Source organism: Paenibacillus sp. JQZ6Y-1, from assembly GCF_040719145.1.
Classification (GTDB): Bacteria; Bacillota; Bacilli; order Paenibacillales; family Paenibacillaceae; genus Saccharibacillus; species Saccharibacillus kandeliae.
In genome coordinates this window covers 1,018,588-1,033,256 of the sequence record NZ_JBFDUZ010000001.1, presented here as the reverse complement: position 1 = coordinate 1,033,256, position 14,669 = coordinate 1,018,588, and the positions used below count along the sequence as shown (strand labels likewise).

At 46.1% G+C, this 14,669-nt stretch carries 18 protein-coding genes; 9 read left to right on the top strand and 9 right to left on the bottom strand.

The window, feature by feature from the left end; genetic code table 11:
- The first annotated feature begins 144 nt into the window (after nucleotides 1–144).
- From phnC to phnE (ABXR35_RS04545), 3 genes are read left to right on the top strand one after another with little or no spacing between them, the layout of a single operon-like run.
- Nucleotides 145–978 (top strand): phosphonate ABC transporter ATP-binding protein, encoded by an 834-nt coding sequence (phnC, locus tag ABXR35_RS04555; RefSeq protein WP_367056050.1) that lies wholly within the window; start codon nucleotides 145–147, stop codon nucleotides 976–978.
- Complete coding sequence (gene phnE, locus ABXR35_RS04550) at nucleotides 975–1,772, top strand: phosphonate ABC transporter, permease protein PhnE (RefSeq protein WP_367056047.1); 798 nt, start codon at nucleotides 975–977, stop codon at nucleotides 1,770–1,772. The genes phnC and phnE (ABXR35_RS04550) overlap by 4 nt, the downstream gene beginning before the upstream one ends.
- Complete coding sequence (phnE, locus tag ABXR35_RS04545) at nucleotides 1,769–2,563, top strand: phosphonate ABC transporter, permease protein PhnE (RefSeq protein ID WP_367056044.1); 795 nt, start codon at nucleotides 1,769–1,771, stop codon at nucleotides 2,561–2,563. The genes phnE (ABXR35_RS04550) and phnE (ABXR35_RS04545) overlap by 4 nt, the downstream gene beginning before the upstream one ends.
- A 206-nt stretch (nucleotides 2,564–2,769) precedes the next feature.
- On the opposite strand, the gene ABXR35_RS04540 is transcribed toward phnE (ABXR35_RS04545), so the two are convergent.
- The gene (locus ABXR35_RS04540) at nucleotides 2,770–3,501 is read right to left on the bottom strand and encodes a class I SAM-dependent methyltransferase (protein WP_367056041.1); all 732 of its coding nucleotides are present in this window, start codon (nucleotides 3,499–3,501) and stop codon (nucleotides 2,770–2,772) included.
- A 244-nt stretch (nucleotides 3,502–3,745) separates the two neighbouring features.
- Here ABXR35_RS04540 and ABXR35_RS04535 point away from each other — a divergent pair, with 244 nt between their 5' ends.
- The gene (locus ABXR35_RS04535) at nucleotides 3,746–4,042 is read left to right on the top strand and encodes a hypothetical protein (protein WP_367056038.1); all 297 of its coding nucleotides are present in this window, start codon (nucleotides 3,746–3,748) and stop codon (nucleotides 4,040–4,042) included.
- A 43-nt stretch (nucleotides 4,043–4,085) separates the two neighbouring features.
- Here the strand turns inward: ABXR35_RS04535 and ABXR35_RS04530 are convergent, their stop codons facing one another.
- The 3 genes from ABXR35_RS04530 to ABXR35_RS04520 all read right to left on the bottom strand — a co-directional run bounded on the left by ABXR35_RS04530 (nucleotide 4,086) and on the right by ABXR35_RS04520 (nucleotide 5,899).
- Nucleotides 4,086–4,583: a tetratricopeptide repeat protein gene (locus ABXR35_RS04530; protein WP_367056035.1), complete on the bottom strand. Its 498-nt coding sequence runs from the start codon at nucleotides 4,581–4,583 to the stop codon at nucleotides 4,086–4,088.
- A gap of 119 nt (nucleotides 4,584–4,702) precedes the next feature.
- Nucleotides 4,703–5,245, bottom strand: a complete 543-nt coding sequence (locus ABXR35_RS04525; protein ID WP_367056033.1) for a ribonuclease — start codon at nucleotides 5,243–5,245, stop codon at nucleotides 4,703–4,705.
- Nucleotides 5,246–5,377: 132 nt separating this feature from the next.
- Nucleotides 5,378–5,899 carry a GNAT family N-acetyltransferase gene (locus ABXR35_RS04520; RefSeq protein WP_367056030.1) on the bottom strand — a complete coding sequence of 174 codons (522 nt, stop codon included), beginning with the start codon at nucleotides 5,897–5,899 and terminating at the stop codon, nucleotides 5,378–5,380.
- Nucleotides 5,900–6,096: 197 nt separating this feature from the next.
- On the opposite strand from ABXR35_RS04520, the gene ABXR35_RS04515 reads away from it, so the two are divergent.
- Nucleotides 6,097–6,411 carry a hypothetical protein gene (locus tag ABXR35_RS04515; protein WP_367056027.1) on the top strand — a complete coding sequence of 105 codons (315 nt, stop codon included), beginning with the start codon at nucleotides 6,097–6,099 and terminating at the stop codon, nucleotides 6,409–6,411.
- Nucleotides 6,412–6,517: 106 nt separating this feature from the next.
- Here ABXR35_RS04515 and ABXR35_RS04510 read toward each other — a convergent pair whose 3' ends face one another.
- On the bottom strand, nucleotides 6,518–7,144 hold the full coding sequence (locus ABXR35_RS04510; RefSeq protein WP_367056024.1) for a P-loop nucleotide/nucleoside kinase family protein: 627 nt from the start codon (nucleotides 7,142–7,144) through the stop codon (nucleotides 6,518–6,520).
- Nucleotides 7,145–7,554: 410 nt separating this feature from the next.
- Here ABXR35_RS04510 and ABXR35_RS04505 point away from each other — a divergent pair, with 410 nt between their 5' ends.
- The 3 genes from ABXR35_RS04505 (at nucleotide 7,555) to ABXR35_RS04495 (ending at nucleotide 10,980) form a co-directional block, all read left to right on the top strand.
- The gene (locus ABXR35_RS04505; RefSeq protein WP_367056021.1) at nucleotides 7,555–8,352 is read left to right on the top strand and encodes an IclR family transcriptional regulator; all 798 of its coding nucleotides are present in this window, start codon (nucleotides 7,555–7,557) and stop codon (nucleotides 8,350–8,352) included.
- 60 nt (nucleotides 8,353–8,412) lie between these two features.
- Entirely contained in the window at nucleotides 8,413–9,057 is a 645-nt protein-coding gene (locus ABXR35_RS04500) for a bifunctional 2-keto-4-hydroxyglutarate aldolase/2-keto-3-deoxy-6-phosphogluconate aldolase (RefSeq protein WP_367056018.1), read from the top strand.
- A gap of 579 nt (nucleotides 9,058–9,636) precedes the next feature.
- Entirely contained in the window at nucleotides 9,637–10,980 is a 1,344-nt protein-coding gene (locus tag ABXR35_RS04495) for an MFS transporter (protein ID WP_367056015.1), read from the top strand.
- Nucleotides 10,981–11,220: 240 nt separating this feature from the next.
- On the opposite strand, the gene ABXR35_RS04490 is transcribed toward ABXR35_RS04495, so the two are convergent.
- From ABXR35_RS04490 to ABXR35_RS04480, 3 genes are all read right to left on the bottom strand, one after another.
- Nucleotides 11,221–11,787 carry an S-layer homology domain-containing protein gene (locus tag ABXR35_RS04490; RefSeq protein ID WP_367056012.1) on the bottom strand — a complete coding sequence of 189 codons (567 nt, stop codon included), beginning with the start codon at nucleotides 11,785–11,787 and terminating at the stop codon, nucleotides 11,221–11,223.
- 199 nt (nucleotides 11,788–11,986) lie between these two features.
- Complete coding sequence (locus ABXR35_RS04485) at nucleotides 11,987–12,274, bottom strand: barstar family protein (protein ID WP_367056009.1); 288 nt, start codon at nucleotides 12,272–12,274, stop codon at nucleotides 11,987–11,989.
- Nucleotides 12,275–12,438: 164 nt separating this feature from the next.
- The gene (locus ABXR35_RS04480) at nucleotides 12,439–12,882 is read right to left on the bottom strand and encodes a ribonuclease (protein WP_367061172.1); all 444 of its coding nucleotides are present in this window, start codon (nucleotides 12,880–12,882) and stop codon (nucleotides 12,439–12,441) included.
- Nucleotides 12,883–13,349: 467 nt separating this feature from the next.
- On the opposite strand from ABXR35_RS04480, the gene ABXR35_RS04475 reads away from it, so the two are divergent.
- Entirely contained in the window at nucleotides 13,350–14,081 is a 732-nt protein-coding gene (locus ABXR35_RS04475; RefSeq protein ID WP_367056006.1) for a superoxide dismutase family protein, read from the top strand.
- A gap of 185 nt (nucleotides 14,082–14,266) precedes the next feature.
- On the opposite strand, the gene ABXR35_RS04470 is transcribed toward ABXR35_RS04475, so the two are convergent.
- A complete protein-coding gene (locus ABXR35_RS04470; protein WP_367056003.1) occupies nucleotides 14,267–14,569 on the bottom strand; it encodes a barstar family protein in 303 nt (100 codons plus the stop codon).
- Nucleotides 14,570–14,669: the final 100 nt, after the last annotated feature.

Below are 14,669 nucleotides of genomic sequence, written 5' to 3'. Positions count from 1 at the left end.
ACAGCACCGTCCTTGTTTTGCGGGCGGTGCTGTCTGTTGTTGAACGGTTATATACCATGAATGTCAAACGCTTGCCCGTTATGGGCTACTGCACGCTGCATAATCTCTTTTATAGAAAATCTGGATAACGAAAGTTGGGTTTACATGATTGAATTTCAAAACGTCTCCAAAGTGTACCCGAATGGTACGCGTGGTCTGAACAATATTAATCTTACGATCAATGAGGGCGAGCTGGTCGTGATCGTCGGTCTATCCGGTGCAGGTAAGTCAACGCTGCTGCGGTCCATCAATCGACTGCATGATATTAGCGAGGGCAATATTGTGATCAACGGGCAATCCATCACCAAGGCATCCGGTTCCGGTTTGCGCCGAATTCGACGCGGCATCGGCATGATTTTCCAAAATTTCAATCTGGTCAAGCGTTCCACCGTGCTGCGTAATGTATTGTCTGGGCGGGTTGGTCACCACTCTACTCTGCGTACGGTACTGGGTCTATTTCCAGCAGAGGATACCGAGCTGGCAATGGATGCGCTAGAGCGTGTCAATATCCGTGATAAAGCTTATAGTCGTGCCGATCAGCTATCCGGTGGTCAACAGCAGCGTGTATCTATCGCTCGTGCGCTGGCACAACAGCCGCAAATCATTCTTGCTGACGAACCAGTCGCTTCCCTTGATCCACTGACCACGCGACAGGTAATGGATGATTTGCAGCGCATCAATCGCGAGTTGAAGATTACAACGATTATCAATCTGCATTTTATTGATCTGGCGCGTGAATATGCAACTCGGATTATTGGGCTGCGTGCAGGCGAGGTCGTATTTGACGGCACACCGGAGGAAGCGACTGATGATGTATTTTCCCATATTTATGGACGGGCGATTCACCGGGATGAGGTGCTGGGCGATCATCCACCGGGCGATGATATTGTATCCGTTATTCCGAGCAAACCGGGTGCAGCGGCAGGTGGCTTGCAATGAGTACAGGAACAACCAGTACCTCTATTGCCCCTGTTGCACCACCCAAGTATAAACGATACGCGACTTGGGGATTATTCATTGCCCTGCTGATCGTTTGCTCCATTCAGACGGACGTGACACCGTATCAATTGATTCGTGGGCTGCCGCAAATGGGCATTTTACTAGCAGAAATGGTTCCGCCAGATTGGAGCTATTTCCCGAAAATTTGGGAGCCGATGGTCGAAACGCTACAAATCGCCTTGGTCGGCACTATGCTCGGTGGGCTGGTGGCGATTCCGTTTGCCCTACTATGTGCGTATAATGTGACACCTAATCGGTCGGTAGCGATCCCGGTACGCTTAATTCTCAATCTGGTTCGTACCGTACCGGATCTACTGTTTGCAGCGATCTTTGTTGCTGTATTCGGGATTGGTCCGTTTGCCGGGATGCTGGCGATTTTATTCTTTTCGTTCGGGCTGATTGCGAAGCTGACCTTTGAAGCGATTGAGTCGATCGATCCCGGTCCGCTGGAAGCGATGACAGCGGTTGGTGCCAACCGGATACAACTGATCGTATTCGGTGTGATTCCGCAGGCGATGCCATATTACATGTCGTATTTACTGTATGCGTTTGAAGTGAATGTGCGTGCCGCATCCGTACTCGGTCTGGTCGGAGCGGGTGGAATCGGCTTGCTGCTTGACCGCTCACTCGGTCTGTTTCGGTATGATCGCGCGGCGATGATTATTTTACTGACACTGGTTATTGTGCTTGTGATTGATTATGCCAGTACAGTGGTACGGAGGAAATTGCTATGAATTCATTGTCTGTTCGTCCACTCTGGCATCGTTTGCGTCCTTGGGTATGGATTGCCGTTCTCGTAGCCGTCTATATCTGGGCATTTAACGGTTTGAACTTTGAAGGCTTTCAGTCTACGGCGAAGACCGTATCGCTGTCGATTTTGGATGGCTTTATGCACCCTGATTGGGATTATGTATATGATCCGGCTGGGGAAGATCTGCTGCGTGGATTACTGGATACGCTGATCATTTCCATTCTAGGTACATTTATCTCTGCCTTTCTCTGTATTCCGTTCGCCTTTTGGGCGGCGGCGAATATGAGCAAGCTGCGCGCCATTTCCGGTGGCGGCAAGGTCGTATTGAGCGTAATCCGCGTATTCCCGGAAATGATCGTTGCCATTTTGTTTATCAAAGCGGTTGGTCCCGGCTCCTTTGCCGGTGTATTGGCACTCGGCGTTCACTCGGTTGGTATGCTTGCCAAACTGTACGCTGAATCCATTGAAAGTATCGATACCGGTCCATCGGAAGCACTCACCGCTGCTGGTGCTAGTAAGCTGCAAATTTTGTGGTTTGCCGTACTGCCGCAAGTGATCCCGCAGTTCTTCTCGTATGCGTTGTATCGGTTCGAGATCAATATGCGTTCTGCCACCACACTCGGTTTGGTTGGAGCAGGCGGGATTGGTACGCCACTGCTATTCGCCCTACAAATGCGTAACTGGAATCGGGTTGGCGTGATTTTACTTGGGATTATTATTTTGGTTATTTTGACCGATTTGATCTCTGGTTGGATTCGTAAGCGGATTGTGTAATTGTTGATTGCTGCTCCGCGTCATGCTGGTATTCTGTTATACACAAAAAAGCTTTGTATCACGCCTAATAGTACAGGCATGGTACAAAGCTTCTTCTATTATATAGTGACATCAACCCTGCATCAGCATCAGCATCAGCATCAGCATCAGCATCAGCGGTATTGTAAACATTGATTTTGCAACATGAAACCATTAACACCGCTTTTTTAAGGCTCTTTACTCGCCGCAATCACTACAAAGGATGGCTTGCGCAGCTCATGGATGAGCTGTGGCATTTTCTCCAATCCTTCTGGAATCGGCTCTGGCTCCAATACTGCATCCAATCGCAATCCACTCTGAATAACTCCGTTGATCAATGTCGCCATCGTCCGATGATATGTAATCACTCCATCCACGACCCAATGCGAATGTCGAATCCCCTGCTGGCTATAATTGTCTACCGCATAATACAGGCGGTCTCCCTGTTCATTCTCGATCCAGCCGTCCTTGTCCAGCTTGGCAGTCACGATTGGATGCTCGGTGGAAAATACCAGCTTGCCGCCATCCTTCAACCAATAGGCAATCTTCCGCATCAAATCTTCATATTGTTCAATATAATGCAATGCCAACGAGCTGACGATAATATCAAAAGCATTTCCCGGGAAATCCAATTCTTCCATCGGCGCCTGAATGTACTCAATCTGTTCATGCTTGGGCGCACGTCCCAGCATGCTGGTGGAAATATCGGTTCCTGTAATATGGGCGGCACCCTGTTCCAACAGATAAACCGCCAATTGCCCAGCACCACACCCCAGATCCAGTACGCGTTTCCCTTCCAACGATGGCAGCAATGAGCGAAATGCTGGCTGCTCTACAAATTCATTATATGTAATACCTGAATCACGTAGCTTGGTGTAATACTCGAAAAACTCTGGATTATCGTACAAATTCTGTTTCATCGTGTATTGCTCCCTTCTATTATGTCACCAATGAATTGTATGATGCAGTCTTCCATTCCCATGTTCAGACGTATCTTTTGGAATATAAGTTTCAAATATTTGGAATTTACGATGTGTATTCTTATTTTGCACCAGTCATCGATTTTTGGCAAACAATCCCTTTCAGCCTATGGACGGATGCAATATGTATCTCACTCTGGTATGTTGGAACAAAAGCAGTCCATCCAGACCGAGGTGACTTTTTGTGAAAAAGCGCATATTGCAATTCATCGCTCTCACTGTCATTGTTATTATCGCTGCAACCTTTATATACCGTAGTGGCATTCAAACGGTAGAAGGCACGTATCAGGTGATCGGCGTGAATGATAAGGGGATTATTATTCAGCTTGGCGACAAGGAACAAGCGGTGCATACGACAGGCGATATTATTCAGATCATCCAGTTAGATCATTATTATGATCTTCGTTTTGAAAAAGCTCCGTTGCAGCAGCCCCAGTTGGATTATATCCGTATTCATGCAAACAAAAGCCAGCAATCGTGATACATATCAACGATTGCTGGCTTTTTGATAAAATAGGTTTCGTTTACTCCCAAACCTGATCTAGCTTGTCCGCATAGAAGCGCAGCGCTTTGCCATATTGCGCAATGCCTGCATCCGAAGATGTCGCTGCCAATTGCTCTAGCAACACACCTATCGCTTCTGCCGATTGACCCAGATTGTACAACGTCATTGCATAAAAAACCTGCAATTCTCGACGTTCTGGATACTGCGCAATCGCCTGCTGCAATAAGTGCTGCGAATCCTCATATCGTCCCAATGTACGATATGTGCTGCCCAATCCGAGCATCGCATCTGGGCGATCCTCGCCCTTCAGTCCATGCGCTAGCGCCTGCTCATAATAAGGCACCGCTTCACGCTCTAGCCCTAGGTTATCGCATGTCCATGCCAACTGATACAACACGTCTGGCTGCTGCGGATATTGCTTCAATAACTGCTCTAGCTCTACCTTTGCCTGTTCTACCTGCCCACTGCTGCGCAGCTCGGCAGCATCTTGGATAGATTGCTCCAAAGTCACGTTCATGATGATAATTCCCCACATCTCATTTGATATTTGATCTATCTGCTTCTCATTTTGTATCGTCGATTGATTATTTTTGAGCATGCGTTTGTTTTATACGATGGCATTGATTAACATCACGCCTATTTTATCGATTGAAATGACTCATAATGATCGGTCGTTTTGTAAATCAGCCCATCGGTTGAATAGAGAATACGATCCGCGCCACGGAAACCGGATGTGTAATTAATATCAGCCTCATGCCATTTACGACCGGATGCTTTCGGCAACAATCCTTCGCGGTTGCTGAACGTATCGCCACCGATGCTTTTCCCCGGCGCTACGGTTGCCAGATTGCCTTTGGACGATTCCCAGCCCAACTGCTCTGCCTGCTTTTTGGTCACATAATTGCATGGTAGCTGACCGTCATGCTGACGCAAATAATTTGCCACCCCGTCAAACGTATTGATAATGGTGCAGTTCTTGGTCGTTTGCGAATCAGTAGATGAGGGAGACGTTGAAGCTGTCGAAGATGTACCACTGGAAGCGGAAGGGGACGTCGTTGCACTTGATGTCGCTTCGTTGCTAGGTGTACTGGATTGCCCGTTCCATTCATTGGCACCAAATAGTACCGCTATAACTGCAACAATAACGAAAAGAATACTGGATAACGTTTTTCTGGACATAAGTTCTCCTGTCTGCTGTATAATGGGTCTGTAATAAAGTATACCGCAGGAAAGGGAAATGTTACATCCCGTCAAACAGTCGTCTTCCAAACGACCCATATTGCCGTCTACTATTGCCTATCTTCGCAGCATTTATATGTCCCATCGTAACAACATCGTCAGTGATGTGCCTTCCATACCAACTTCACGGAATCCAAATCGTTCGTACAATCGCAGCGCTGGATTCCCCGGACTCACACTGAGCGATACGCCCGAACATTCACGCTGCCGCAACTCATCCAACAGCGCAAACATCAGCGCTGTTCCGATATTTGCTCCACGATAATCCGGCACAATCGCAAGTGACAATTCGGGAATATCATCGGCAACATATCCGTAGCTTTTATTGGCATTTGTAAAAAAACGTGAAGTTACCGCTCCAACTGGCTTCAACTCGGCACTTTGATCTTCCTGAGCCAGCGCAACAAATCCAGCGTCGTCCAATCTTCCCCAATCCTCTACATACTTAGATAATGCGGGCTGCCGCACAATATCGCGTGTAAATGGCTCTTGCCCCGGCTCAGCATGTAGTGATAGATACAGCATTTCCCATAAAAACTCTTGATGTTCCGCTGTTGCTGGAACAATATGTACTTCAATTGGAGCTACTGACATCTCTCAAGCCTCCTCCGCAGGATGATGCCTGCCTCTATGATCCATCCCAATCGCTACTATATAATACTAGTATACACGATGACTTATCTCGAACATGCCAACCTAGCTCAAGTAACCTTTACCACAGTCACCCATTCATACATAGCCGTTCCATCATAAACAATCGTTCACTCGTACCCAATCAGGAGGAATTCCCTATGAAGCCAGCCGCAACATGGATCGTACCACTATATATAGCTACCGTAGTATTGACAGTGCCTAGCCCTTCTTATGCAGCAACTCAGCCACAGACACAGCTTGTTGCCAGCACGCACACTCATACATCCAATATGCAGTCTGAACAGAAGCGCATTGCCGAACAATATGATCTCCATTCGGCTGCCAATCATGACGGTTCCTCTGACTACCAGCCTTCGTACTTTATGCAAATTGGTGATTGGGGAATCAGCACCGACAACAACGCTGGCGGCGCTATATGGAGAATCGCGTTCGCACTTTTACAGGCGTTATGAACGTACACGCTTTCGATACCTATCTCTGCTGACTTTCATTATCGTCCCGACCGCTCTGTAAGTGTATCACTGTTTCCATTATTCATCATAACCACTTGGGTAGCAATCATAGGGTCAATCCATCTAGCTTGCCTCTATCTTCATTACATGGGGTATAGGATAGATGGAGTTGCTCCTGCAAACGAATGTTGTCCAACTCCTCCGCACTATTATCGAACTCAATCATCTCCACCCCATCCCATAAACAAACCTTCTGCCGGATCCCCTTCACAAACTCATCCCAATGATCAAATTTCCACTGATCTCGCTCCAGATTGCGTTCTTGCATACGCTTACGTAATACGTCAAAATCCACCTTTACCCGCAGTACCAGTGTACGCATGTCAGCCGAATCCCATCCATAATGCTTCACAAGCTCTTTTACATACTCTCGATCTGCAAAATAACCAAGAAATGGCGCATCCAAGATCACCGATTGCCCCAGCTGTACATGATCGTTCGCAATATCGAGCAACGCACGATATTCAAGTGGCATTACAACATCTCGATAATAATCGCAGCCATCCCGATCATGGGCAGAATAACCGTTCGCCTCCAACAATGCTCCACTGAATGTATTACATACAATATCTTTGTCCAGATACACACAACCGTACGTACGTGCAATATATTTGCCAATCGTCGATTTTCCCGATCCGGCAGAGCCGATCAAAAAGATCACTGTAGATTTCATAATAGATGACTCCCTTCCCTACTGAATAAGCATTGGGCAAAATTCCAACTAATGATAAAATAACGATACGATGATCGCTGCGGCATCTATACACTATCATGAACACGCATACACAATACAAGCCGCACACGATACTGAATACGAAATGAATGGTAATGCCCATCAAAATAACAGACAAAACAGCATTAAAGTTCACATATGCGAACTAAGTTCCGTATTTCGAACAATATAAATTTAGAGTATAACGTTTTCATTTGTATTTCAATAGGCATTCTCATATTCAAAATAAAATTTATTTTTTTGATAAAAGCCATTGAATTTCAAAAATGTTGTCTTTATAATGGGCGTTAGTTCGATATATCGAAACAAGTTCACATATGCGAACTTTATAGTGCATCAAAGGAGCCACTATGGAAAAATTTCGCGTGAACAAATCGGCTGAGCGGGTCGTTGATCTGCTTGTGCTGCTATCGAAAAGCGACTCGCCCCTGACGTTGAATGAAATCTGCAAAGAATTGGGCTTGCCTAAAAGCAGTGCTTTTGAGCTGGTTCAGACTTTGGTCTATAAAGGTTTCATGGAGTTGGATGATGCGCGCCTGAAAACGTATCGTCTGGGGCTGGGTATCTTTGAAACAGGAATGGCATATGTATCGAATCTGGGTGTGCCTCATTTAGCAAGACCCGTGCTGCAAGAGCTGAATCGGCAAACAGGCAGCACTGTGTTCCTCGGTATTGAGGATAAAGGCAAAGTCGTTTATCTGGACAAAGCCGAAAGTTATTCGGTCATGCGTCCAACTGCCAAGCTCGGCTCGCGGCGTTATATTCACACGACTGGTCTAGGCAAATCGCTGCTAGCGGCGATGTCAGATAATCGCGTCACCCATTTGCTGGGCGATGGTGATCTGCCTGCACGCACTGCCTTTTCCAAAACAACCTTGCCCGATCTACTACAGGATTTGCATGCGATTCGTGAACGTGGCTATTCCATTGATGACCGTGAGGATAATCTGGAAATGTACTGCATTGCTTCTGCCATTTATGATCAATGGAATCAACCAGTGGCTGCCATTAGCGTTGCCAGCATGTACTCCGGCATGAATGAAGAACGTGAGCAAATGATTGTGAAGCTGGTCCAAGAAGCCGCACTCAAGCTGTCCAATCAGCTAGGGTATCGCGGAGAACGGCTATACACCAATCTTGCCGATTAATATTCCCTTATATGTGAACAGCAAACCAAGCTGGTGAATAACCGACTGGAGGATATGAAGATGTGGAGAAAGCTAGATAATCTGAAAAAAATCGCTGATACAGGCATTGTGCTGATCATTCGATTAGACAGTGAGGAAGAAGCGCTCGCAGTTGCCGACGCCGCTGTCAAAGGCGGTATTAAGGCACTCGAAATTACGATGAGCGTACCGAATGCACTCGGTATTATTCGTACACTGTCGAACAAATACAAACACGACGATGTACTGATCGGCGCTGGTACGATTCTAGATGCTGAAACAGCACGTGCAGCACTGCTTGCTGGTGCCGAGCTGCTAGTCAGCCCGCAGCTCAACCCAGATATGATTCGCGTTGCCAATCGTTATCAGGCAGTGACGATCAGCGGTGCGTATACACCAACTGAGATTGTAGAAACATTGGAAGCAGGCGCTGACATTGTGAAGCTGTTCCCAGCAGAGACGCTTGGACCGCAGTATGTCAAAGCGGTAACTGCACCTCTTTCACAAGCCCCTATTGCTCCAACCGGTGGCGTGACGCCACAAAATGTGCATGAATGGCTGCAAGCAGGCTGCATCGGTGTCGGTGTGGGCAGCTATATTACCAAAGCAGCGCAAACAGACGGCGATTATACAAAAGTCACTACTGCTGCACAGGAATTTCTAGCTGCTGTCGCGGCGGCGCGCTAAGGTCACCTTATCTGTATGTAACAACCGAGAGGCAAGTATCGATACAGAGTGGCTTGCCCATACTCTATACACGTACCGGAGCATATGTTATTCCATGTGCTCCGTGCTACAGAGTAGAGAAATATGACTTGTACGCAGGAAGAATGATCATTCTATGTACAGCTGGTGTTATCGTGTCGACTTGTCAGATTATATTATGTACCTTACTCGTAGCAGCTCCATGTATTGTGGATCATTTTGTAAACGCCAACATTTGAATATGTTATATGTTATGAGTCTTAACTCATTTCTGTGTTCTCCATGCTAGCCAATACTTTGTAAAATGGTTTATATTCTCATAACAACGAATTTAACAACTATATCTAAAACGAATAGGTACGACCAGAATACTAACATCCCACAATCATAGGGATTATTCACTCTATTGGTAAACAAATATTTACCAGTTATCACCAACAACTGTATGTATGATCCATTGTCGCTGTCACAACATCTAAATCCTTTCTGATTGTCCTGCTATCTCATGTAAGATACCGACTTTTCTTACCATACTTATCCACCTGTAAGGAGTGTTAAACTATGGCTACCCCCTCTACTCCACCGCTAAATTCATCACCACAAGCACCGGTGCATACCAAACCAAAATTACGCTGGGGCATTGTATTGCTGCTCTTGCTAGGAGCAGTCATCAATTATCTGGACCGCTCTAATTTGAGTGTTGCCAATACGACGATTGCTCAAGAATTTGGATTATCCTCTACTCAGATGGGACTGCTATTGTCCGCATTTTTATGGCCGTATGCGATTGCCAATCTGCCTGCAGGTTGGCTGGTCGATCGCTTTGGTCCTCGTAAAATGTTTGCATGGGCGTCTGGATTATGGTCGATTGCCACATTGATCAGCGCATTTGTAAATTCATATTCCTTGTTGTATGCCATGAGAATGCTGCTTGGCGTATCAGAATCGCCCTTTTTCACCTCGGCATTAAAATCCAATGAACGCTGGTTTGCCAAAAAAGAACGGGGATTACCAACCTCTATTATCAATACCGGATCACAAATCGCCAATGCAATCGCTCCTCCCTTATTGACCGCTTTGTTGTTGACGATGAGCTGGCGTGGAATGTTTATCGTTGTCGGTATCGCTGGACTCATACTCATGCTGATTTGGCTGAAAGTGTATCGTGACCCTACCTTTGCCGAGCAAAAGCTGATCCGTGCAGCTGACGAAGAATCAACAGAACCTAATGAGATTGTTACAAACGCTCCATCCGAGCCAGCAGCATCTGAGCCGTCTTCAGCCAGTTGGTCTTCACTATTCAAGCATAAAAGCACTTGGTTCATGATTATCGGGAATTTTGGTATCATGTTCACCATTTGGGTGTATCTGACGTGGCTGCCAAGCTATCTGGAAAAGGAGCAGGGCTTCACACTCAAAGAAACCGGCTGGATCGCTTCCATTCCATTTATCGCTGGTATTATTGGTGTTCTTGTCGGCGGTATCATTTCCGACTATTTTATTCGCAAAGGTGTGAATCCGATTACATCGCGTAAAGTACCGATTGTCGGTGGTGCGATTCTAGCAGCGGCTTCCGTTGCACCGATTCCATTTATCGATAATACTGTGCTGAGTATCGTCTTGCTGACGGTTGGCTATTTTGCTTCTCAACTGCCATCCGGCGTCATCTGGACACTGGCAGCAGATATTGCACCGGGCGAACAGGTTGCTTCACTAGGCGCCATTCAGAACTTTGGCGGCTTCCTCGGTGCAGCACTAGCGCCAATTGTGACAGGCTTTATCCTCGATACGACAGGTAGCTTTAACAATGTATTTCTACTGGGAGCCGGTTTACTGCTGCTTGGTGCGATTTCGTACGGCTTGTTCCTGAAAAAACCAATTCAACGTGAAGGAACGGCTGCTTAATATGAATTCGGGAATTTAGGCATATTCGCATGTTTACGTTTACTGTAAACGAAAAGCTATCCTTTTCCCAACAGACTCTATCTGAACATAGCGATACTTCTTCCTGCTAGATAATGATCTGTCTATAACTGCCTACATCTATCTACAACAAAAAGACCGACCCCAACGGGTCGGTTTTCTTGGTTATTGGATAGGGTAACTCTCATACTACCAAGCAGTGTACAGGCTAGCAGGACAATCTTAGTGATTGGCAAGCTCAGGATGCTGCTGATAATATTTCATTGCCTGATCAATCACCTGCAATGCTTCTGCCCGGGTAATTGTTTTCTTCAGTTCCGCTTTGGAAAAGTCGGATAATTCACTCGGCTGAATGTACAGCTTGGTTGCATTGATCTGCTTTTCCATCGCTTTTACAGTATAATCGATAAATTGCTGACGGGTCAGCTTAGCTGCGGGATCGAAGGTGCGCGGTACACCCAGCCCGTTCACTGCTGCGATGATGAGTGCATCAGAATACCAGATATCGTTTTTAGCTTTGCTATAATAATCACTTACTTCAGGGGCTTTGATAAATTGAAAGGCTGCCAAACTGAGCTGAAACTTGGTCACAAGAAGTTGAATGCCTTGTGCTCCATTGATCGGCTGAGAATCAGATTGCACGACGGTTGTAAAATCAACTGGATGCGTTGCCGCGCTGGAGTGGAGATTTTGTGTAATCAGTGATTCGCTTGCTGCCATTGCCGCTCCGGTTCCTATAGAAAAGGTTAATACAGAAGCAATCAATATAGATGTCCATTTTTTAGTCATGATACCCATCTCCTTTTATATAGAAGTGAAAACATATCCTTTCTATCTATAACACATATGTACCTACGATATTGTTGCACTCCACTTGCCATTGATTGTAAACCCATATCACTCAAATGAAGCGATCTTTCCTTCTTAACGGAAAAGATCGCTTCATCTATATGCTTCGTTCTGTGCATACCTATTACCGCTACTACGATTAAGCGCCCACTTCATTTTCAACCACAACCTTGAAGCCGATCCCTTCTGCCTGCGCTTCTTCCAATAGGGCGCGCACACGATGCGCCTGTTCACCCATCCGCTGCTCACTCACTGCATAATTCACCCAGTATAGCTCTAATGGCAATTCAATCATCCCTGTCAGACAATCCCACAGTGCATCCAGATTCGCACCGTAAAATTCGGGTAGCTCTAGTTTTTCTTGTAACTGCTCATGCAGCTCCTGCGTGGTGGCAAATTCCTCGCCATTGATCGTAACAATCTTCATTTCACGTCCCCCTTTGATACTTGCTTACAGAGCAATCTTGCCCCATCTCTTATTACCATACCACAACAGAACGATTCCATGCCTGTCCGCCGGTAGGGAGGCAAGCATGGAATCTCAATACAGTGTGTGGTTTCGCTATTGCCAATGCCGGCAATTGGTACATTTTATTTCAAACGAGTGAAGGTTTCGTAATGGTCAGTCGTTTTGTAAATCAGACCATCGCTGGAGTACAGAATACGGTCGGAATTGCGAAAGCCGGAAGTGTAGTTGATGTCCGCTTCACGCCATGTGCGTCCACTTGCTGTTGGCAGGCTGCCTTCACGGTTTGTGAATACGTCGCCACCGATACTTTTGCCGGGTGCTACATCTGCCAGATTCCCTTTGGAAGATACCCAACCAAGAGCAGTCGCTTGCGATTTGGTGATGTAGTTGCAAGGCAGTTTCCCGTTAGCAGACAGATAGTTAGCGACGCCGGTAAATGTGTTGATAATCGTACATGTAGCAGCAGACGCTTTCTGCGTTTGTGCCGCCGGAGTGATCTGGGAGCTGGTGAAGAACACCACCGTCAACATCATTGCCAATAAAGCCGTGGACCAAAACCGTTTCATCATTTTCTTCCTCCTATGTAACATGTATTTGTTGAACGTCGCTACCTTAAACGTTCTGAACCGATTATAGGTAGCAAGACATCCACTTACCAGTTATATCACATAAAATTGTAAAAATCTTTAATTTTTTTATCTTATTTTGTAAAATTTTATAAATATGACCTGTAGCGATAATTTACTGTTAGCTGAATGTAAAGGTAGAGAATGATACATGTTCCTATATAGCCAGCATATACTGATCCCTGTACTTCTAAAAATTCACTATCAATATTTACATAATAATTCCTTTAAATCCAATATTTTTAAATTTATTCCTCTATTTGCGTATAGATGCAGGATTTTAAGGGTAAATGCTTAGTGCATGGTCAATCGTCGGAAACACGTCATTACGTATTTGTGGAAAATCGCGTAGGCAGGATCGGTTATGCTTTTACTTTACTTTTACAGAGTATAAGGAGGAATTAATCATGGGCAAATCATTAGGCAAAAAGCATCTCGTACTTTCTTTTCTAGGTGGAGCCGTATTCTTCTCTGGGGTTTCCTTTGCTGCAACGAATATGAATGTAACACCGAACACCGAAGCGCTCCATTTCTATCATAACGGTGAAGCCAAAGCAACACAGGCACAGTACAACAATAACGGAACCAATGTGCCGCAATCATTTATATACAATGGAACAACCTATGTACCTATTCGCCATGTCGGGGATCTGATTAGCCAAAATGTATATTGGGAAGGACAGCAAAGGACGATCTCCATCGGACAGCCTGTCGTGGAGATCAAGAACAGCTCCGGCAATGCCATCGGCACGATCACGCTGACACAAGCAGATGATGGTGTGCTCGCAAAGATCGACGTCTCCAATCTGCCACCGGGCAAGCATGGCTTCCATGTCCATCAATCTCCGATCACCGGCAATGACTTTGAAACAGCAGGCTCGCATCTGAATCCAACAGATTCGCAGCATGGGCATCTGAACCCAGATGGCGCTCATTTGGGCGACTTCCGCAATCTGGAGGTTGCTGCCGATGGTACAGCCAAAATGGAAATGAAGCTGGAAGGTGCTAGTCTCGACAAAAGCAGTGCCTCCTCCATTCTCGGTGCATCGCTGATCATTCATGCCGATGAGGACGACGAGAAAAGCGATCCTACCGGCAATTCCGGCGGACGCATCGCTGGCGGGAATGTACCGCAATAATGAGCTGCATGTCTTCGTGCTCTTGTTCCATCACTATACGGAAGAAAAGCCGCTCCGATCATCGAAGCATTGTCAGAGATACTCCCTGACAGACAGCTGCGATAACCGTACGGCTTTTTATTAAGTAAACGATTCTGTCCGCTTACTGCGGATTATTGTGTATGATCTGTTGAGCAAACCGTCGATTAGAAAGCGACAGCGCCCTTTTGTACCCAGACGCGGAATCCGTTGCCTTCTCCCTGTACTTCCTCCATCAGCCCTAGCACCTGCTGTGCATAATCGCCCAGTCGTTCCTCGCTCAAATCATAATTGAGCCATTCGATCTGTAGCGGTAGCTGAACCTGACCAGTCAGACTGTCCCATAGTGCATCTAGATTGGCACCGTACGTAGCCGGCAGCTCCAACACTTGACGCAATGTGACGTGCAGCTGTTCAATCGTAGCAAAATCTTCCCCATTCAATACAACGGTTTTCATGTACATTTTCATCGCCCACACCTTACCTTGTTCAACATTTGCATACCTTATTTACAGTCTCCGGCATCTCAACGTGAACCTATATCTCTTTATATAATCCCCCTTATTCTTT